The sequence below is a fragment of the Streptomyces fragilis genome, assembly GCF_003112515.1.
Taxonomy (GTDB): Bacteria; Actinomycetota; Actinomycetes; order Streptomycetales; family Streptomycetaceae; genus Streptomyces; species Streptomyces fragilis.
Genome location: NZ_BEVZ01000002.1, coordinates 1,384,452 through 1,402,855, shown reverse-complemented (window position 1 = coordinate 1,402,855; position 18,404 = coordinate 1,384,452). Strand labels below are relative to the sequence as shown.

Genomic DNA, 18,404 nt, shown 5'->3' with positions numbered 1-18,404 from the left:
GAGGACTACCTGGCACCACCGAGCCTCGCGACGCCGCCTAACGGCGGTCTTGCGCGCCTCTAAACCGCCGCCGCCGGCGGTCCGGCGTCGGGCCGAGGCACGGGGTCGAGGCCGCGCCGCAGGGCGTCCAGGTGCTCCACCGCGATCCGCCGCTGTTCCTGCGGCGTCGCGGGCCCGCCGAAGGCGTGGTGGGCGCCGGGGAAGTTGTGCACCTCGACCGGGACGCCCGCGCGGGCGAGACGCAGTGCGTACTCCAGGCCCTCGTCGCGCAGCGGGTCCAGGCCCGCCGTGGAGAGGTACGCCGGCGGCAGGCCGGTCAGGTCCGCGGCGCGGGCCGGGGCGGCGTGCTCGGGGACCGGTCCGCTCCACGCGCCCAGGTACAGCGACCAGCTCTCCTCGGCGAGCCGGCGGTTCCAGATCGGGGTGTCGGTGAACGCCGTCATGGAGCCGGTGGCCAGCCGGTCGTCGAGGACCGGTGTGCTCAGGTGCTGGAAGCACAGCGCCGGCCCGCCGCGCTCGCGGGCGAGCAGCGTGAGGCCGGCGGCCAGACAGCCGCCGGAGCTGGCCCCCGCGACGGCGAGCCGCGCGGGGTCGGCGCCCAGTTCGCCCGGGTGCCCGGCGACCCACTCCAGGGCCGCCCAGCAGTCGTCGAGCCCGGCCGGGAAGGGGTCCTCGGGGGCGAGCCGGTAGGAGACGGCGACCACCACCGCCCGCGCCGCCAGCGCGGCCTGCGCCGCCCCCAGGTGGACGGAGTCGACGTTGCCCAGGCAGAAGCCGCCGCCGTGCACCCACAGCACGCTCGGCAGCGCGGCGCCGGTCCCCTCGGGCCGGTACACCCGCAGCAGCACCCCGGGCGCGCCGGGCGGTCCGGGCACGGTGACCTCACGGACCGAGACGCCCGGCACGGCGGGCAGGGCGCCGACAGGCAGCAGCGCTCCCCGGTGTTCCGCGACGGCCTCGGCGAGACTTCCGGTCACGGGCATCTCAGTCCTCCAGGGTGATCGCCTGGGAGGGACAGAGCGCCACGACGTCCCGGAAGCGCCGTTCCTCGGCGGCGTCCGCCACCCGGGCGTCGAGCACGAGTACCGTCCCCTCGTCCGACTGGTCGAAGCGGTCGGGGGCGGACAGGACGCACTGTCCCGCGCCCAGACACCGGTGGGTGTCGGCCGTGATGCGCATGGTCGTCAGATCCTCTCAGCAGTTCTCACCATGTGACGGGCAGTTCCCAGACGCCCTGGACGCCGCCCGGTTCCTTCGCCGCCAGCCGCTCCGCCGGGACGGCGAGCCGCAGCCCGGGCAGCCGGCGGAAGAGCGTGGACAGGGCGATCTCCATCTCCGCCCGCGCGAGGTTCTGGCCGATGCACTGGTGCACCCCGTGCCCGAACGACACGTGGTGCCGGGCCCCGCGCGTCACGTCGAAGGACGCGGCGCCGGGGAAGGCCGCCTCGTCCCGGTTGGCCGTGGAGATGACCACGACCACGCCGTCGCCGGCGCGCACCCGGTGGCCGCCCAGTTCGGTGTCGGTGGTGGCGAACCGGGCCACGCCGTCGGCGATCGCCATGTAGCGCAGGAGTTCCTCCACCGCCGACGGCAGGAGCGTGGCGTCCGAGCGGAACGCAGCCAGTTGGTCGGGGTGTTCCAGCAGGGTGAGCACGCCGAGCGCGATCGCGCTGGCCGTGGTCTCGTGGCCGGCGACGAGCAGCAGCAGGGCGATGTCGACCAGGTCGCGGCGGGTCAGCGCCCCCGTGGAGACCTGTTCCGCGATGAGCATGTCGAGCAGGCCGTCGCCGGGCTCCCGCTGCTTGCGGCCGATCAGTCCGTCGAGGTAGGCGCTCAGCTGGGCGAAGGCGTCCGCGCTGTCCTCGAGCGAGGTGGTGCCGGTCACCACGCGCCGCGACTGCTGCTCGAAGAAGGCGTGGTCGGTGTAGGGGACGCCGAGGAGTTCGCAGATGACGATGGACGGCACCGGCAGCGCGAACTCCGGCACCAGGTCGACGACCGGCCCCTTCGCCTCGATGGTGTCGATCAGGCCGTCGACGAGGCGCTGGATGCCGGGGCGCAGCGCCTGGACCTTCTTCACGGTGAACTGGGACAGCAGCATGCGCCGCTGCACGGTGTGCTCCGGCGGGTCCATGCCGATGAAGTTGCGGACCTTGCGCGCCGATTCGAAGCGCGGTGCGGTCGCGGGGTAGTGCGGGTGGACGCGGTCGGAGGAGAAGGTCGCCGCGTCCAGCAGCACCTGGCGGGCCTCGGCGTGGCCGCTGACGGCCCACACCCGGCGTCCGTCGTACAGCCGGACGGGGGTGACGGGGCCGTCCGAGACGTACCGGTCGTAGCCCTGCGGCGGCTGGAAGGGGCAGCCGCGGGCCTGCGGGTAGGCGGGGACCTCGCGGTCGTCGGCGGGGGCGGTGGTGAGGTCGGTCATTCGCGGGCCTCCAGGGCGGTGGGGCGGGGGGCCGGGACTCCCGGGGCGGCCTCCGGGCTCCCGGTGGTCGCCGGCGTGGACCGGGGCGCGGAGGTGGTCGGGGCCGCCGGAGTCGCGGAGGCCGCCGGGACCGCGGAGGCCACCGGAGTCGCGGGGGTCGCCGGGGCCGCGGGGGTCGCCGGGGCCGGGCGGCGCGGCGGCGCCCCGAACCGGCGCATGAGCGGCTCCTCCACCCCGCTGTACAGGGCCAGGGCGAGGGCGAGGCTGACCAGCAGCGCGCCGAGCAGCGCCGCGGCGCCGGCCAGGGGCGGCAGGTCCTTGCCGGCGACGAGCCACCGGTGGACGGAGGAGGTGACCAGTCCGTGCACCATATAGAAGGCGAAGGACAGTTCCCCGAGGCGGACCAGGGTCCGGCCGCGCAGCGGCGACGCGTCGCCGCGGTGGTCGGACGTCGCCGCCGCGGCGACGAGCGGGGCGAGCCACAGGGCCGCGGTGCCGGCGACGCCGTACAGGTAGGGCACCAGGGAGTTGACGGCGTAGCCGCCGACGGCGATCGCGGCGGCCGGCAGCAGGCCCAGCCGCGGCCAGGAACCGGCCTGCACCAGGCGGGCGGCGACCATGCCGAGGACGAACTCGAGCGCGCGCACGGGCGGGAAGAAGTAGACGAACCAGATCTGCTCGAAGGACAGGGTGCCGTCGTCGATGAACGGCAGCGGGACGCCGCCGATGCCGTGCCGCGCGATCGCCGGCACCAGCACCGTGAGGGCGCCGAGGGCGCCGGCGAACACCCACAGCCGTCGCACGGGCACCCGGTTCAGCAGGCGCAGGAGCAGCGGGAAGCTCAGGTAGAAGAACAGTTCGCAGGAGAGCGACCAGCTGACGGCGTTCATCGTGTTGGGCACCTGGATCTCGGGGATCCACGCCTGCACCAGGAAGAGGTTGGCGAGGGTGCCCTTGGTGGTGAACGCGTCGGCGGCGATCAGCATGAGCGCGGCCGCCAGCAGGAACGTCACCAGGTGGTTGGGGTAGATCTTCACCAGCCGGCGCCGCCAGAAGGCGGCCGGGGTGTCCTCGGGCCGGGCCGACCAGGTCAGCACGAACCCGCTGAGCACGAAGAAGAAGCTCACGCCGTAGAAGCCGGCGTTGGCGAAGACGTCGCCCAGGACGTCGCCGCCCGTCCCGGCGACGTAGACGGTCTGCCAGGTGGTGTGGAAGGCGAAGACGAGCAGCGCGGCGACGAACCGCATCCCGGTGAGCGAGGGCAGTCTCGACACCTGGGGGTGTCCTGGGGCGCCTGGCATGGAAGGTGACCTCCGGCTTGTCCGAAAACTGGCCCGTCGAGGCTCGCAGTCGCCGATTGGCCGGATCTAAAGCCGCTCTTGGGCGGCGCGGGCGCGCCGTGGCACGGCGTCCAGCAGGGCGCGGGTGCAGTCGTGCCGTGGCGCCGAGAAGACGTCCTCGACCGGACCGGACTCGACCACCTGACCGTCCTTCATGACCATGACGCGGGCGCAGATCTCGCGGACCACCGCCAGGTCGTGGGAGATGAACAGCACCGCGAGGCCCAGCGAGGCCTGCAGCTCGCGCAGCAGGTCGAGCACCTGGGCCTGCACGGAGACGTCGAGGGCGGACACCGGTTCGTCGCAGACCAGCAGCCGGGGCCGCGGGGCGAGCGCCCGGGCGAGGGCGACCCGCTGCCGCTGGCCGCCGGACAGGGCGGCGGGCCGGCGGTCCAGGTGCTGTTCGCCCAGGCCGACCTGTTCGAGCAGCCCCACGGTGCGGCGGCGCAGTTGCTCGCGCGGCACTCCGGCGACGGCCAGCGCCTCGCCGACCACGCGGGCGACGTCCCAGCGGGGGTCGAAGGCGCTCAGCGGGTCCTGGGGCACCAGTTGCAGCGTGCGGCGGCCGGCCCTGCGGCGCCGCTCGGGCACCGAGCTCCAGGCGGCGCCGTCCAGCCGTACCGTGCCCTCGTCGGGCTCGGTCAGTCCCAACACCATCCGGGCCAGTGTCGACTTCCCGGAGCCGGACTCGCCGACCAGGCCGAGCGTCTCCCCCGGGCGCAGCGTGAAGGAGACGCCGCCGACGGCGGTGCGCCGGGCGCCGCGCGGCCCCTTGAACCGCTTGACCAGGCCGTCGGCCTCCAGCACCGGCGCCCCGTCGGGCGGGGGCGGCGCCTGGGTGCGGGGCCGGGTGCCGGGGACGGCGTCGAGCAGGGCCCTGGTGGACGCGTGCCGGGGGCTGTCCAGCACCTCTCGGGTGGGTCCGTGCTCCACGATCCGGCCGGCCCGCATCACGGCCACGTCGTCGGCGAGCGCCTCGACGACGGCCAGGTCGTGGCTGATGAGCAGCAGACCGGTCCCGGCCCGGGTGAGCTCGCCCAGCAGGTCGAGGACGCGTGCCTGCACGGCCGCGTCGAGCGCGGTGGTCGGCTCGTCGGCGATCAGCACGCCGGGTTCCGCGGCGAGCGCGGAGGCGATGAGCGCGCGCTGGCGCAGTCCGCCGGACAGCTGGTGGACGTAGGAGCGGGCCCGCTCCGCCGGTTCGGGCACCCCGACCCGCTCCAGGAGTTCCACGACCCTCGCGGGGACGGCGCGGCGCGGCACGGTCCGGTGGGTGAGCAGGGGTTCGGCGATCTCCTTGCCGACGGGGCGCAGCGGGTCGAGCGCGACGAGGGCGTCCTGGGCGACCAGGCCGATGCGGCGGCCGCGCACCGCGCGCCATTCGCGGGGTCCGAACGCCGTCGCGTCCTGCCCGAACAGCCGCAGCCGCCCGGCCAGGACCTCGGCGGTGGGGCCGGCCAGCCCGAGCAGGGCTCGGGCGAGCGCGCTCTTGCCGGATCCGGATTCGCCGACCAGGGCGAGGCAGCGGCCGGCGGACAGCGTGAGCCGTGCCCCGCGTACGGCGTGCACCTGGCGGGGTCCGCTGCCGAAGCGGACGTCCAGGTCCGCCACGTCGATCAGCGGGGCGGGCGTGGTCTCCCGCGGGGTGAGGACTGTCATGAGGCGGCACGCCGTTCCGTGCGGTCCTGGGCCCAGCGGCCCAGGACGGTGACCGTGAGGACGGTGGCGACGAGCATCAGGCCGGGGAACAGGGCGATCCACCAGGCCTGTTCGAGGAAGCCCTGGCCCTCGGTGAGCATGGCGCCCCATTCCGGGGTGGGCGGCTGGGCGCCGAGGCCGAGGTAGCTCAGTGCGGCGCCGGTGGAGATGGACGCGCCGAGGGTGACGGTGGCCAGCACCAGCAGCGGGCCGAGGGTGTTCGGCAGGACGTGCCGCAGCACGACCAGCGGGCGCGGCACGCCGAGCCCGACGGCCGCCTCGACGTATCCGGAGCGGCGCACGACGAGCGCCTGGGTGCGCACCACCTGGGCGAGGCCGGGCGCGGTGCCGACCGCGACGGCGATGGTGGCGCCGGTGACCCCCTTGCCGGTGACGAGCATGACGAGCAGCGCCAGCAGCAGGCCGGGCAGCGCGAGCAGGGCGTCGGCCGTCCGCATGAGCAGGGCGTCGCCGAGCCGTCCCGACAGGGCGGCGGCCAGGCCCCAGACCACGGCCAGCGCGGCGCCCGCTCCGGTGGCCGCGGCGCCGATGGCCAGCGAGTGGCGGGTGCCGTGGACGACCCGGGAGAAGACGTCGCGCCCCAGCTGGTCGGTGCCGAACCAGTGGGCGGAGCCGGGCGCCTGGAGCGTGTGCAGCGGGTCGGTGTCGGTGGCGCCGGCCGTGGCGAACAGGCCCGGGGCGAACGCGGCGGCCAGGAACAGCGTGAGGACGAGGGCGCTGAGCAGGACCGTCGGCGGCGGCAGCGCCGCCGTGCGGGCGGTGGCCCCCCGGCGGGGCCTGCGCACGGAGCGCGGCGCGGGCGCGGGTGGGAGCGAGGGCGGGGACGTCATGCGGCGGGCACCCCCGTGGCGGGTCGCAGCCGCGGGTCCACTGCCGCCGCGAGCAGTTCCACCAGGGCGCTGACGGCGACGAACACCACGGCGGACAGGGTCACCACGCCCTGGACGAGGGGGAGGTCACGGCCGCTGACGGCCTGGAGGGTGATCCGGCCGATGCCGGGGCGGGCGAAGACGTTCTCCACCACGACCGCGCCGCCCAGCAGGGTTCCGGTGAACCAGCCGGCGAGCGTCAGCGCGGGGAGCGCCGCGTGCCGCAGGGCGTGGCGGGAGCGCACCGCGGGCTCGGTGAGCCCCCGGGCCCGGGCGGTGAGGACGAACGGTCCGCGCAGCGCGTCGAGGAGTCCCTCGCGCATCACCTGGACCAGGACGGCGGCGATGGGCAGCGCCAGGGTGAGGACCGGCAGGACGAGCGAGGCGACGCCTCCGGCGTCGGACACCGGCAGCCAGCCCAGCCGGAACGAGAAGAACGTCAGCAGCACGATGCCCAGCCAGAACGACGGGGTGGAGACGAGGACCAGTTCCACCGCGCCCGACAGGCGGCGCGGCCAGTGGGCCCGGCCCGAGGTGGCCACGGTCACCGCGAGGGCGAGGACGGCGGCGACCAGCGTGGCGCCCACGGCGAGTTCCACGGTCGGCCGCAGCTGCTGCGCCAGGGCCTGCGCGACCGGCTGCTGCAGCTGGTAGGAGTCGCCCAGGTCGCCGCCGAGCAGCCGTCCGAGGTAGGCGAGGTACTGGACCGGCAGCGGGCGGTCCAGGCCGTAGTGGTGCCGGATCTCCTCCCGCTGCTCGGCGGAGACCAGGGCGTTGGAGCCGACGACGGCGTGCACGGGGTCGCCGGGCACCAGCTGCAGGACGAGGAAGGCGCAGGTGGCCGCGCCCCACACGACCAGCAGCGCGGCGCCCAGGCGGGCGCCGACGCGGCGCAGGAGGATCATCGGCCGTCCTCCACCCAGGCGGGGTAGAACTCGGGCCAGGCGGAGGTGCTCAGGCGCAGCCCGTGGACGCGCTCGGCGACTCCCACCGTGGACTGCTCGACGTACGCCGGGACGACGACCGCCTGGTCGAGGGTGCGGCGCTGCACCTTCGCGTAGGCGGCGGCGCGCACCTCGGGGTCGTGGGCGCGCTGGGCCTCGTCCAGCCACTGGTCGACCTGGGGGTCGTCGAGGCGGGAGAAGTTGTGGCCGCCGCCCGCGGAGGACTCGGTGGAGCGGAAGAAGTGGCTGAGGATGTCGCCGTCGGAGCGTGCCCAGGACATCTCGACGACGTCGTAGCGGCCCTCGTCGAGGCGGGAGGAGACCTCGGTGGCGTCCGTGGAGGCGGCGAGGTCGAGCTTGATGCCGGCCTTCTTCAGGTCGCCCTGCACGGCCTGCGAGAAGACGCTCGGCTTGCCGTAGACGGGGGCGACGACGGTGAGGACGCGGCCCTTCTTCGTCCGGTACCCCTGGGCGTCGCGGCCGGTCCAGCCCGCCTCGTCGAGGAGCCGGGCGGCGCGGTCGGGGTCGTAGGACTCCTGCTTCTCCAGGGTGGCGTCGTAGCTGTGCGGCGTGGTCGGCGAGAGGGTGCTGTGGGCGCGGGTCGCCGTGCCCTGGAAGACGGAGTCGACCACCGTGTCCAGGTCGATGGCGTGGCGGAACGCGCGGCGCACCCGGACGTCGGAGAAGAGCGCGCCCTTGGTGTTGAGGTAGAAGGCGTCGACCGCGCCCGGTACGGCCTGGGAGACGACGTCGAGCCTCTCGTCGCGCCGCACGGTGGCGATCTGCTGGGCCGGGAGGGCGGCGGCCGCGTCGACCTGACGGGAGGTGAGGGCGCCGACGCGGGTGGCGTCCTCGGTCATGAAGCGGATCGTGAAGGAGGACAGCCGGGCGGGGCCGCTGTGCCCGGCTCCCGCGGGCGCCCACCGGTAGTCGGGGTTGCGGGTGTAGGCGCGCTGCTGGCCGCGTACGTAGGACTTCGCCTTGAAGGGTCCGGAGCCCACCGAGGCGGTGCCGGCGCACAGCTGGTCGGCGCCCTTCTCGAGCGCCTTCGGGGACTGGATGCCGAGGTAGGTGGTGCTGGCCGCCTGGAGGAAGGGCGCGTAGGGGCGGCTGAAGCGGATCTCGACGGTCCGCTCGTCGCGGACGGTGACGCCCTTGTAGGGGCCCAGGAGGCCGGCGGCGTACTGCGACTGGGTCTTCCTGGCGGTGATGTGGTCGAAGTTGGCCTTCACGGCGGCGGCGTCCAGCGCGGTGCCGTCGGTGAAGGTCACGCCCTCGCGCAGGGTGAACAGGTAGCTCTTCCCGCCGTCGCCGACGGTCCACTTCTCCGCGAGCCAGGGCTCGAGTTCGCCGTCGGGCGTCTGGTACACCAGCGAGTCGAAGACGGGGCGCTGCACGAAGGCGGTGACGTCCTGGGCACTGGTGTGCGGGTCCCAGCAGTCGGGTTCCTGCTCGCCGGCGTAGACGAGGGATCCTCCGGAGCGCGGCGCGCCCGCCGCCGGGGTGTCCGAGGCGCCGTCGGTGGAACAGGCCGTCACCGCGGCGAGCACGAAGGCGGACAGCAGGGCGGCTGCGTGGACGGTGCGGCGCGGTGGCATAGGTACTCCGGGAAGCCGGGGGTGCGGGACGGTGTCCACTCTCGGCATGCGTCTAAAGTCGGCCTGAAGTCGACGCCGGGCGCGTCCCGTCGGCCGGAACGCGCCCCTCGGCGGCCCTGGGGTCACCGCCGGGCCGCGGCGTTCCCGGCGGTGCCCGTGGGGACGTCCGCGGCCGCCTCGGCGAGCAGTTCGAAGGAGCGCAGGCGTTCGTCCTGCCCGTGGACGACGGTCAGCGCCATCACCTCGTCGGTGCCGGTGGCTTCCACCAGGGCGGCCAGCCCGGTGCGCACGGTGTGCGGGGAGCCGATCAGCTGGGGTTCCACCAGGTCGTCCAGGAACCGCAGTTCGGCGGGGCTCCAGGGGTGGTCGGCGGCGGCCCGCGGGGTGGGGAACGCGTCGAAGCGGGGCCGGGTGCGCATCTGGATCTTGCCGAGCAGGTAGGGCGCGGCCGTGGTCCGGGCGGCTTCGTCGCTGTCGGCGACGGTCGTCAGGACGGAGATCAGGGTGCGGGGCCGGTCCAGGTACGGGGAGGGCCGGAACGCCTCGCGGTAGCGGGCGAGGGCGGCGGCGGAGGCGTGCGGGGCGATCTGGTGCGCGAAGGCGTACGGCAGGCCGAGCGCGGCGGCGGCTTCCGCGCTGGCCGGGCTGGAGCCGAGCATCCACAGCTGCGGCCGGCCGTCCGCGGCGGGGACGGCGACGATGCCGTCGGCGGGGTCGGCGGGGGCGAAGTAGCCGTCGAGTTCCTCGATCTGGGCGAGGAAGTCCTCGCCGTGCGAGGAGCGGCGCAGGGCCCGCGCGGTGAACGGGTCGGTTCCGGGGGCGCGTCCGAGGCCCAGGTCGACGCGCCCGGGGTGCAGCGCCTCCAGGGTGCCGAACTGTTCGGCCACCACCAGCGGGGCGTGGTTGGGCAGCAGGACGCCGCCGGAGCCGACGCGCAGGGTGCTGGTGGCGGCGGCGAGCCGGCCCGCGAGGATGCCGGGGGCGGAGGTGGCGAGGCTGGGCGTGTTGTGGTGTTCGGCGACCCAGTAGCGCAGGTAGCCGAGGGCCTCCACGCGCGGGGCCAGTGCCACGGTGTCGTGCAGTGCGGCGGTCGCGGAGCCGTCCTCGAAGACGGGCACCACGTCGAGGACGGACAGGGGTATGCCGGGGGCGGTGGTCATGGCCGGTCCTTGGGTGGGAGACGGAGGAGGGGAGGGTGCGCGCCGCCGCCGGGGAGGGCGGACGGCGCGCACCCCCGGGAGAGGTCCGGCACACGGGTGCGGACGGGTGGGGCGCCGCCGGGTCAGGCGGGGTCGGCGACGGATCGGGCGGGTGCGGGGTCCTCGGCGGCGGGCGCGGGGGCGGGCCGGCCGGGGAGCAGCAGGCCGGCCACGAACACGACGACCGCCGCGGCGACCGGCCACCAGAACGCGTCGGCGAACGAGTCGGCCGTCGGTGTGCGGTGCGCGCCGCCGCCCTGGAGGATGAGGGCCACGACGGCGATGCCGAGCGAGGCGCCGATCTGGTTGAGGATGAAGACCGCGCCGGTGGCTCCGGCCACCGCCTCGCCCGGCACGGTGCGGTACACCGAGCCCATGGTGGGCGCGCCGACCAGGCCCATGCCGAAGCCGGCCGCGAGCTGGGCGGCGGTGAGCGCGATCTGTGAGGTGCCCGCGTCGGCCTGGGTGAAGACGAGCGCGCCGGCCCCGATCAGCGCGGCGCCGGCCGGGACGAGCCGCCGGGCGCCGTACTTGTCGGCCAGGTTGCCCGCGACGGGCATGCCGATCAGGGTGCCCAGGCCCAGCGGCGCGAGCAGCAGGCCCGAGCGCAGCACGCTGTGGTCGTGGACCTGCTGGTAGTACAGCGGCAGCAGGAACAGCAGGGCGAACAGGCCGCCGCCGAGCAGGAACATGGTGGTCACGCTCGCCGAGAACCCCTTGCTCGCGAAGAGCCTGAGGTCCAGCAGCGGGGTGCCCCGGGTGCGCAGCGCGTGCACGCCGTAGGCGAGGAACAGCGCGACGCCGACGACGAGTCCGGCGATCACCTTGGTGCTGCCGAAGCCGTGGGCGCCGGCCTGGGACAGGGCGTACACGAGTGCGGCGAATCCGGGTGGCAGCAGGAACACGCCGACGAAGTCCAGCGGGGCGGAGGTGTCGCCGCGCGGCGGGTCGGCGGGCAGGACGCGGAGCGCGAGCACGATCGCGGCGAGCGCGAACGGGATGTTGACCAGGAACATCCATTCCCAGGAGAGGTTGTCCAGGAGCAGTCCGCCGATGATCGGTCCGACGACGGGACCGAGGGTGATCGGCACCGAGATCAGGCCCATCACCCGGCCCATGCGCTCGGGGCCGGCGGCGGTGGCCACCACGGTCATCATGATCGGGTCGACCATGCCGCCGCCGAAGCCCTGCAGGACCCGGAAGGCGATCAGGGACTCCGCGTTCCAGGCGAACGCGCAGAGCACGGATCCGGCGAGGAAGACGCTCAGGCCCAGCAGCCACATCCGCTTGGCGCCGAAGCGCACCACGGCCCAGCCGGCGAGCGGGATGGCCAGGGCGACGGCCAGCAAATAGCCGGTGGTGACCCATTCGATGGTGGCCAGCGAGGCCCGGAACTCGCCGCCCAGGGTGCTGATGCCGACGTTGACGATCGTCGCGTCCAGGTAGGACATCATCCCGCCGAGCACCATGACGCCGACGACCGTGAGCAGGGCGCGGTCGAGCCGCGCGGGCCCGCCTTCCGCGTTCGTTACAGACACGGCAACTCCTTTGTACCGACTCCACCATCGATTTTAACTGGGTAGTTCAATTTCATGGCTGGGACGGTAGCATGGCGTCATGAGCGTTGGCGAGGCCCCCAAGAACCCGAAGACCCGTTCGGCCCCGGCGGACCGAGGCCGCATGGACAAGCGGCGCGCGATCGTGGAGGCCGCCCTGCGGGTCTTCTCCCAGGTCGGCTACACCCAGGCGAGCCTCGACATGATCGCCACCGAGGCGGGGGTCGCGAAGCCGACGATCTACAACCACCTGGGGTCCAAGGAGAACCTGTTCCGGTACGTGATGACGGAGACCGCCGCCCGGTCGAACGCCAAGACGCTGCAGGTCCTGGAGGCCTTCCCGAACGACCCGGACCGGCTGCGTCCGGGCCTGCGGGAGGTGGCCCACAAGCTCGTCGACTGCTACTGCGACGAGCAGTCCGAGGCGGTGCGCCGGCTGCTGTACGCCGAGGCAGTGCGCTTCCCCGACCTCTTCGACGAGGTGCGCGCCAGCGGTCCCGACCAGTTCACCGACGCCCTCGCCGGGCGCCTCGCCCGGCTCGCCAACGCCGGGCACCTGAGCGTGGAGGACCCCGAGCGGGCCGCCAACCAGTTCATCGCCCTGGTCTACGACGGGCTGCCGGAGCTGAGCGCGCTGGGCACCCGCCCGCTGGACCCCGAGCAGGTGGAGAAGATCGTCTCCGCCGGCGTGGACACCTTCCTGCGCGCCTTCGGGACCCCGGGCGCGCCGGCGCCCTCCGCCTCGGACTGAGCGGGCGCGGCGCACGGCGGGTCAGTGGCCGAGACGTGCGAAGGCGCCGCGGAAGAACAGCAGGGGCTCCCCGTCGTGCGGGGCGTCCAGAGCGCCGACGCGGGCCACCACGATGGTGTGGTCGCCCGCCGGGTGCTCCGCCTCCACCGCGCACTCCAGCCAGGCCAGCGCGCCGTCGAGCAGGGGCGCGCCACCCGGCGAGGTCCGCCAGGGCAGCCCGGTGAACTTGTCGCCGCCGGGCGTCGCGAGCCGCGTCGCCGCCTCCCGCTGTCCGGCGCCCAGGATGCTGACGGCCAGCAGTCCCGCCGACCGGATGTGCGGCCAGCTGGTGCTGGTGTGGGCGACGCAGAAGGACACCAGGGGCGGCTCCAGGGACACCGAGCAGAAGGAGTTGGCCACCAGCGCCGCACGCCGGCCGCTCGCCGGGTCCCGGCCCGCGACCGCCACCACGCCGGTGGCGAACCGCCCCAGCACGTTGCGCAGACACCGCGGGCCGCCCTCCAGCTCGAGCATCCCGCTCATGCCCGTCCCCCGCCGTAGCGCAGCCGGGCGAACTCGCGGGTGAGCGCCAGGCGCTGTTCGGCGTGTCCGCCGCGCATCCGCAGCACCGACAGCAGCGTCCACAGCCGGGTCTGCGCGAAGAAGCGCGGCGAGCCGTGCACGTCGTCGTGGGCCAGCAGCCGCACCCGCGGCACGTGCGCGCGCAGCAGCGCGGCGTCCGAGGGCGGGACGATCTCGTCCCGCAGGCTGGTGACGTGGGCGACGGGGACGCGCAGCGCACCCAGCTCCCGCGGAGCCAGCGCCCAGTCCTTGAGCACGCCGTACACCTCCTCGGACGGCGCGCCCGTCAGGTGGGCCAGCGTGTCCGTCGTCACCCGGGGCACGGTGCGCTGCCAGTCGGCGTCGGTGAAGAAGTCGTGCACCGGCATCCCGGCGCCCACCACCCCCCTGATCCGCGTGTCGTGCAGCGCGGCCCGCAGCGCCAGGTGGCCGCTGAAGCTGAGCGCCAGCGCGTAGGTGCGGGAGACCTCGGCGCGCCCGCCGACGGCATCGAGCAGCGCCGGGTACATGCGCCAGCTGTCCGCCCGGTAGGCGAGCGTGTTCTCCCCGACGCCGGGCATCTCGGTGACCACCCCGGCGAAGCCGAGGGCGCCGAGCTGGAGCAGCACCGGCGCCCACTGCTCCTTCACGGACACGATGCCGCCGGTCATGACCAGCAGCGGCTTGGGGTCGGCCGCGTCCAGTCCGGTGGTCCAGCAGCGGACACGGCCCTCGGGGAGCTCGACGTCGAGCCGTTCGATCGCGGGGAACCCCTGCCGCCACGCGTCGAAGGCGGCCACGCACCGTTCGAGTGCCGCGCGCCGGGCGGGCCCGTCCACGAAGGGGAAGCGCGCCATGTTGTGGTGCACGCTCGCCTCGAGGAGCTTGCCCTCCGCCTCCAGCCGGGCCGCCTCCGCCGACCACTCCCCCACCCAGGACCCGGGCGTGCCGTCGCCGTCGTCGCGGATCCGGGCCAGCAGCGGGTCGTAGTAGGCGGCGGGCAGTCCTTGCGAGCGGGTGTGCGCCACGACGAAGTTCTTCAGTTCGGCGATGTCGTTCATACGCCCTCCAGCGCCTCCTTCACCTCGGTCAGCACGTCCGCCGCCTCGGCCCCGTCGATGACCCGGTGGTCGAAGGACAGGCTCAGCCGCATCACGGGGGCCACCGTGATCCGGCCCTCGTGCACCACCGGGCGGTCCAGGATCCGGCCCACCCCGAAGGTCGTGGTGGTGCCGCCCACCGAGTGGAAGGCGTCCACCGCGCGGTGCCCCAGCGAGGTCACCGCGAAGGTGCCGGTCACGTGGGGGCGCAGCGCCAGCGAGTCGGCGGCGTGCCGGAACTGCTTGCGGGCCTCCGCCCAGGGCAGCCGGTGCAGCCGCCGGATGCCCTCGAACTCGGGCAGCCGCTCCGGATCGCCCTGCCGTACCCGGTCCAGGTGGCTCTGGATCTCGTCCAGGCCGGCCTCGTGCACGTCGGGGACGACGGCGCCGAGCACCACCCGCCGGCCCTCCAGGGTGCTGTCCAGCGCCACCTTGCCGTTGACGAAGGGGTAGCGGGCGACGCGCGGCCTGCGGGGCCCGCCGCGGACGGCGGCGTTGGCGTCGGGGTGCCGGGCCAGGACCCGGCCGGCGGCGTGCAGCACGTAGGAGACGGTGCTGTAGCGCCGGTCCTCCTCCTGGGCGGCCGCCGCGCGGTGGGCGAGGACGCCGGTCATGTCGACCTCGGTGTCGAGGAAGACGGGCGAGAAGTCGCGGATCACCTCCAGGAAGAACAACGTGTGGCGCCGCTGCCGGGGCGGCGCCTCCTCCCGGACCTCGGGCGCCGGTCCGCTCACGGCGCCACCGCCAGCCGGTACACGGCCTCCAGGCTGGGCGCCTCCAGGACGTCGGCCAGCGACAGGGGCCGTCCGGTCTCCCGTTCCAGCAGGGTGCACAGGGTGAGCAGGTGCACCGAGTCCCAGGCCGCGACGGCGTCCAGGGGGCGGCCGAGGTCCTCGGCCGTCACGGGCAGGGCGAGTTCGTCGCGCAGCAGCTCGACGTAGTCCTCGACGGTCTTCACGGAGCGTCCCCTTCGCCGGGTGCGCGGCCGAACCGCGCGGTGAGACGGATGTGTGCGGCGGGCTCGGGCAGTTCGGCCAGGTCGTGGCGGAAGAGGGTCTCCTCGTCCGTGACCGTGGTGGCCGTGAAGCCGCCGCGCGGGCAGAAGTCGGCGACCTTGCCGTTCTTCGGTGTGCGGCGGTAGGCGGCGCGCACCTCCCGCAGCCCGCTGTCACGTGCGTGCCGCAGCACCGCGTGCAGCACCGTCTGCTCGATGCCGCGGGAGAAGACCCGGCAGCTGAGCAGGAAGTTGTCGACGTGCAGCACCTCGCCGTCCTGCCGCAGCAGCACGGCGCCGACCAGCCCGTGGTCGCCGAAGCGGTCCGCGGCGCGGACGCCGAGCACCAGCGCCGCCGGGTCGGCGGCCAGGGCGCGCACGTCGGCGGGCTGGAGCCGCCGGGTGGTGAGGTTGAACTGGTTGGTGCGCAGGGTGATCTGGGAGATCCGGGCGTACTCCCCGGGTGCGGCCGGGGCGACGGTCACCGTGGTGTCCAGCTCCCGCAGGTAGCCGTCGAGGGAGTCGAAGGTGTGCAGGAAGTCCCGCCGGTCGCGTTCCTCGCGGTAGCGGGCGGGCCGCACCAGGTCCTCGTCGGTCAGCTCCCGGGCCGCGAACCAGCCGTCCTCCAGCAGCCTCCCGGGGTGCAGCGCCGGCTCCTCGTCGACCGCCACCACCGCGACGCCCGGCAGTTCGCGGCGCACCAGCCCGCGTTCGAAGGCGCTGTCGTCGACGAAGACGAAGCTGTCGGCGCCCAGGTTGAGTTCGTCGGCCAACTCGGCGATGTTCTCGTGCTTGGGACGCCAGTTGGCCCTGATCCGCACGAAGTCCTCCTCGCGCAGGGCGAGTCCGGGGTGTTCGCGCAGCGTCTTCTCCACCGGTTCGAGGTCGTTCTTGCTGACCGCGGTGACCAGGACGCCCTGCGCCGCCAGTTGCCGCACCACCAGCTGGAAGCGCCGGAAGGCCTCTCCCCGGTAGCCGCCGTCGGTCTCGATGCCGTCCGGGCCGACCTCGCCGAGCACGCCTCCCCAGACCGTGTTGTCCAGGTCGAGGGCGAGCACCTTCTTCCCGCCGCCCGTGGACAGGCGTGCCAGGTGGCCCACCTCGCGGGCGTACCGGGCGAGCAGCCCGTCGGAGAGGTGGGCGCGCGCGTACACGCTCTGCCGCACGTCGCCGGCGGCCACCCCGCGGGCGAGCTGGGGAAGCAGGTCGACGACCACGACGTGCGGGTGGCGGTCGGGCAGCTCCAGCAGCCGCGCCTCGGCCCGCCGCCACAGCGCGCCCAGCCGGGCCCGTGCCCGCAGGTCGAGCAGCTGGGCCGGCGTCTCCGGGAGCAGCGGCAGGGTGTTGAGCACCAGGGTCGCGCCGGGGGCCGCCGTCGCGCACACCTCGGCCGCGCGTTCCAGCAGGGCCAGCTTCTCCTCGAGCACGCGTGCGACGTCGTCGGCGCCCCACGGGGTCGGCAGGTCGTCGGTGACCGTCGCCGCGTCGAGGAGGCACAGCACCAGGTCGGGTCGTGCAGCGTACAGGTCGCTCGCCGGGTCGGCCAGGTCGAAGACCCAGCTGTCGAAGGGCGAGAGCCGGACCCTGGCCAGCAGCCCGTGCCGGGCCAGCTCCGCGGTGAGGGCGGGCACCGCGCCGGTGAGGGTGCCGTGCCCGGTCAGCGCCAGGAGCGGGGCCGGGGTGCCGGGGTGCGCGGCCAGGACGTCGTCGGGGTCGAGCCGGGCGAGCAGCCGGCCGGCCCTGGCGAGGGGGTCGCCGGTGAGTTCCGCCAGCAGGGCGCGCACCCGCGGGTAGTGGGCGGCCAGGCTGCCGTCCCGGTGCAGACGGGTGAGTTCGCTCAGGTCGTCGCCCACGTCGTCAGCGTCCTTCCAGGGCGAAGCCGGCCTTGATCCACTTGCTGGACTCGATGGACACGCCCACCGCGCGCCGCCCCGGGCCGAGGGCGCCGGCCAGGGCGCGTTCCAGCTGGAGGAAGACGATGGCGTTGCCGCAGTTGCCGACCCGGTCGACGCAGGTGACCGGCTCCGCCCGGGGCAGGGCGAGCCGTTCGGTGATCAGGCCGGTCATGCGGCCCGACAACTGCGGCGGCAGCAGGACGTCGACGTCCTCCGGGGCCCAGCCGGCCGCGTCGAGCAGCTCCGTCAGCACCTCCTCGGTCATCTCCGGCACGTGCTTCTCGATCGCCTTGTAGTCCTCGGTGGCCGCGGGCCGCTCCGTGTCGCGGTCGGCGGGCCCGAACCACTCCAGGACGGCTCCCGGCTCGCGGCCCAGCCCCACCAGGCGGGTGAACACCTGGCGCAGCAGGGCGGCGCCGGGCGCGGGCCGGGTGCTCAGGACCGCGGCTCCGGCCGCGTCGCCGAACAGGACGTAGTTGACGAGCTCGGCCGGGGCCGCCGTGCGCAGGTCGCGTTCGACGTCGAAGAACCGGGCGATCACGTCGCCGCCCAGCACCAGGACCGTCTCGGCGGACCCGCTGACCAGCAGCTGGTGTGCCAGGTCCAGTGCCTGCACGGCGCCGGAACAGCCGGACTGGAGCTGGAAGGTGCGCACCCCGTCGATGCCCAGCAGGTCGGCGGCGATGTTGACGGTGGCCGGCATGAGCCGGTCCGGTGTCGCGGTGGCCAGCACCACCGCGTCCACCTCCTGGGGTCCGGTCCCCGCGGCGGCCAGCGCGGACCGGCCGGCTTCGGCGGCGAGCTCCGCCAGGGTGCCGGTGACCTCGCCGGACTCCAGGTCGAGGGCGAGGTGGCGGGAGGCGGTGCCGATGAACACGTCGACCCACTGCTCCCACAGCGCGTCCATGCCCAGGCGCCGGGCCAGGGCGGCGTTGTCCACGGGCGGACCCGGCAGCGCCGAGGCCGCCGAACGGATGTACACGTCCCGACCGGTCATCGTGGGACCTCTCTGTGCGTGGTCGTCGCGGTCGTCGCTCAGTCGGACGGTCGGACGGTCGGACGGCGGGATCAGTCGGACAGCAGGATCCGGGCCTCGGCGGAGGCGCGGACCCCGGTCATGCGCCAGGTGCGGAAGCCGGTCAGGCCGGCGTAGCGGCCGGAGGTTCCGGTGGCGGGGTAGTACACCCACTCGCTGGTGCGGACGTCGTTGAAGTCGGCCCAGCCCTCGGCGTGGATGGTGCCGTCCTCGAGGGTGATGTCCTCGGTGTAGTACGTCATCAGGCCGCCGTCGCCGGGGCGTACGTAGGTGATGCGGAACGAGCCGTGCGAGGTGCCGATCTGCCGGCCTGTCTCGTCGTAGAGCTCGTCGTCGAAGGTGCCGGTCTGCCCGGTCCGCGGGTCGGCGACGTCCACGTCGTCGACCACCTTGACGACGATCTCCTTGGGCACGCGCAGCACGATCTGGTCAGCCATG

The 18,404-nt window shown here is 74.5% G+C and carries 18 protein-coding genes; 1 reads left to right on the top strand and 17 read right to left on the bottom strand.

Annotated features, from left to right (window positions below; translation table 11 throughout):
- Positions 1–59: 59 nt before the first annotated feature.
- The 10 genes from Sfr03f_RS07970 to Sfr03f_RS07925 form a co-directional block, all read right to left on the bottom strand.
- Positions 60–983, bottom strand: coding sequence for an alpha/beta hydrolase (locus Sfr03f_RS07970; protein WP_108952946.1), 924 nt, complete (start codon positions 981–983; stop codon positions 60–62).
- A gap of 1 nt (position 984) precedes the next feature.
- Positions 985–1,179, bottom strand: a complete 195-nt coding sequence (locus tag Sfr03f_RS07965; protein WP_108952945.1) for a ferredoxin — start codon at positions 1,177–1,179, stop codon at positions 985–987.
- A 25-nt stretch (positions 1,180–1,204) separates the two neighbouring features.
- A complete protein-coding gene (locus Sfr03f_RS07960; protein WP_108952944.1) occupies positions 1,205–2,425 on the bottom strand; it encodes a cytochrome P450 in 1,221 nt (406 codons plus the stop codon).
- Positions 2,422–3,699, bottom strand: a complete 1,278-nt coding sequence (locus Sfr03f_RS07955) for an acyltransferase family protein (RefSeq protein WP_245967448.1) — start codon at positions 3,697–3,699, stop codon at positions 2,422–2,424. The genes Sfr03f_RS07960 and Sfr03f_RS07955 overlap by 4 nt, the downstream gene beginning before the upstream one ends.
- Positions 3,700–3,792: 93 nt before the next feature.
- Complete coding sequence (locus Sfr03f_RS07950; RefSeq protein ID WP_108952942.1) at positions 3,793–5,424, bottom strand: dipeptide ABC transporter ATP-binding protein; 1,632 nt, start codon at positions 5,422–5,424, stop codon at positions 3,793–3,795.
- Positions 5,421–6,314, bottom strand: coding sequence for an ABC transporter permease (locus tag Sfr03f_RS07945; protein ID WP_108952941.1), 894 nt, complete (start codon positions 6,312–6,314; stop codon positions 5,421–5,423). Before Sfr03f_RS07945 ends, Sfr03f_RS07950 begins: the two co-directional genes overlap by 4 nt.
- Complete coding sequence (locus tag Sfr03f_RS07940) at positions 6,311–7,258, bottom strand: ABC transporter permease (RefSeq protein ID WP_108952940.1); 948 nt, start codon at positions 7,256–7,258, stop codon at positions 6,311–6,313. Before Sfr03f_RS07940 ends, Sfr03f_RS07945 begins: the two co-directional genes overlap by 4 nt.
- A complete protein-coding gene (locus tag Sfr03f_RS07935; RefSeq protein WP_245967447.1) occupies positions 7,255–8,943 on the bottom strand; it encodes an ABC transporter substrate-binding protein in 1,689 nt (562 codons plus the stop codon). The genes Sfr03f_RS07940 and Sfr03f_RS07935 overlap by 4 nt, the downstream gene beginning before the upstream one ends.
- Positions 8,944–9,017: 74 nt before the next feature.
- Positions 9,018–10,055 (bottom strand): LLM class flavin-dependent oxidoreductase, encoded by a 1,038-nt coding sequence (locus Sfr03f_RS07930; RefSeq protein ID WP_108952938.1) that lies wholly within the window; start codon positions 10,053–10,055, stop codon positions 9,018–9,020.
- Positions 10,056–10,177: 122 nt separating this feature from the next.
- Positions 10,178–11,632 carry a DHA2 family efflux MFS transporter permease subunit gene (locus tag Sfr03f_RS07925; RefSeq protein WP_174721545.1) on the bottom strand — a complete coding sequence of 485 codons (1,455 nt, stop codon included), beginning with the start codon at positions 11,630–11,632 and terminating at the stop codon, positions 10,178–10,180.
- 79 nt (positions 11,633–11,711) lie between these two features.
- Between Sfr03f_RS07925 and Sfr03f_RS07920 the strand changes: the two genes are divergently transcribed.
- Positions 11,712–12,401 (top strand): TetR/AcrR family transcriptional regulator, encoded by a 690-nt coding sequence (locus tag Sfr03f_RS07920; RefSeq protein WP_108952937.1) that lies wholly within the window; start codon positions 11,712–11,714, stop codon positions 12,399–12,401.
- Positions 12,402–12,422: 21 nt separating this feature from the next.
- On the opposite strand, the gene Sfr03f_RS07915 is transcribed toward Sfr03f_RS07920, so the two are convergent.
- The 7 genes from Sfr03f_RS07915 to Sfr03f_RS07885 form a co-directional block, all read right to left on the bottom strand.
- Complete coding sequence (locus Sfr03f_RS07915; protein WP_108952936.1) at positions 12,423–12,923, bottom strand: flavin reductase family protein; 501 nt, start codon at positions 12,921–12,923, stop codon at positions 12,423–12,425.
- Positions 12,920–14,002, bottom strand: a complete 1,083-nt coding sequence (locus Sfr03f_RS07910) for an alpha/beta hydrolase (RefSeq protein ID WP_108952935.1) — start codon at positions 14,000–14,002, stop codon at positions 12,920–12,922. Before Sfr03f_RS07910 ends, Sfr03f_RS07915 begins: the two co-directional genes overlap by 4 nt.
- The gene (locus tag Sfr03f_RS07905; protein ID WP_108952934.1) at positions 13,999–14,775 is read right to left on the bottom strand and encodes a 2-oxo acid dehydrogenase subunit E2; all 777 of its coding nucleotides are present in this window, start codon (positions 14,773–14,775) and stop codon (positions 13,999–14,001) included. The genes Sfr03f_RS07910 and Sfr03f_RS07905 overlap by 4 nt, the downstream gene beginning before the upstream one ends.
- Positions 14,772–14,999 carry a phosphopantetheine-binding protein gene (locus Sfr03f_RS07900; protein ID WP_108952933.1) on the bottom strand — a complete coding sequence of 76 codons (228 nt, stop codon included), beginning with the start codon at positions 14,997–14,999 and terminating at the stop codon, positions 14,772–14,774. Before Sfr03f_RS07900 ends, Sfr03f_RS07905 begins: the two co-directional genes overlap by 4 nt.
- On the bottom strand, positions 14,996–16,888 hold the full coding sequence (locus Sfr03f_RS07895; protein ID WP_170145042.1) for an HAD-IIIC family phosphatase: 1,893 nt from the start codon (positions 16,886–16,888) through the stop codon (positions 14,996–14,998). Before Sfr03f_RS07895 ends, Sfr03f_RS07900 begins: the two co-directional genes overlap by 4 nt.
- 4 nt (positions 16,889–16,892) lie before the next feature.
- Entirely contained in the window at positions 16,893–17,927 is a 1,035-nt protein-coding gene (locus Sfr03f_RS07890; RefSeq protein WP_108952932.1) for a 3-oxoacyl-ACP synthase III family protein, read from the bottom strand.
- Positions 17,928–17,998: 71 nt separating this feature from the next.
- Positions 17,999–18,403 carry an allene oxide cyclase barrel-like domain-containing protein gene (locus Sfr03f_RS07885; protein WP_108952931.1) on the bottom strand — a complete coding sequence of 135 codons (405 nt, stop codon included), beginning with the start codon at positions 18,401–18,403 and terminating at the stop codon, positions 17,999–18,001.
- Between the last annotated feature and the right edge of the window lies 1 nt (position 18,404).

Excerpts from the sequence above, each read along its gene's own strand:
- Sfr03f_RS07970 (WP_108952946.1), bottom strand. The coding sequence starts at position 983 with ATGCCCGTGACCGGAAGTCTCGCCGAGGCCGTCGCGGAACACCGGGGA.
- Sfr03f_RS07965 (WP_108952945.1), bottom strand. The coding sequence starts at position 1,179 with ATGCGCATCACGGCCGACACCCACCGGTGTCTGGGCGCGGGACAGTGC.
- Sfr03f_RS07960 (WP_108952944.1), bottom strand. The coding sequence starts at position 2,425 with ATGACCGACCTCACCACCGCCCCCGCCGACGACCGCGAGGTCCCCGCC.
- Sfr03f_RS07950 (WP_108952942.1), bottom strand. The coding sequence starts at position 5,424 with ATGACAGTCCTCACCCCGCGGGAGACCACGCCCGCCCCGCTGATCGAC.
- Sfr03f_RS07945 (WP_108952941.1), bottom strand. The coding sequence starts at position 6,314 with ATGACGTCCCCGCCCTCGCTCCCACCCGCGCCCGCGCCGCGCTCCGTG.
- Sfr03f_RS07940 (WP_108952940.1), bottom strand. The coding sequence starts at position 7,258 with ATGATCCTCCTGCGCCGCGTCGGCGCCCGCCTGGGCGCCGCGCTGCTG.
- Sfr03f_RS07935 (WP_245967447.1), bottom strand. The coding sequence starts at position 8,943 with ATGCCGAGAGTGGACACCGTCCCGCACCCCCGGCTTCCCGGAGTACCT.
- Sfr03f_RS07930 (WP_108952938.1), bottom strand. The coding sequence starts at position 10,055 with ATGACCACCGCCCCCGGCATACCCCTGTCCGTCCTCGACGTGGTGCCC.
- Sfr03f_RS07920 (WP_108952937.1), top strand. The coding sequence starts at position 11,712 with ATGAGCGTTGGCGAGGCCCCCAAGAACCCGAAGACCCGTTCGGCCCCG.
- Sfr03f_RS07915 (WP_108952936.1), bottom strand. The coding sequence starts at position 12,923 with ATGAGCGGGATGCTCGAGCTGGAGGGCGGCCCGCGGTGTCTGCGCAAC.
- Sfr03f_RS07910 (WP_108952935.1), bottom strand. The coding sequence starts at position 14,002 with ATGAACGACATCGCCGAACTGAAGAACTTCGTCGTGGCGCACACCCGC.
- Sfr03f_RS07890 (WP_108952932.1), bottom strand. The coding sequence starts at position 17,927 with ATGACCGGTCGGGACGTGTACATCCGTTCGGCGGCCTCGGCGCTGCCG.
- Sfr03f_RS07885 (WP_108952931.1), bottom strand. The coding sequence starts at position 18,403 with ATGGCTGACCAGATCGTGCTGCGCGTGCCCAAGGAGATCGTCGTCAAG.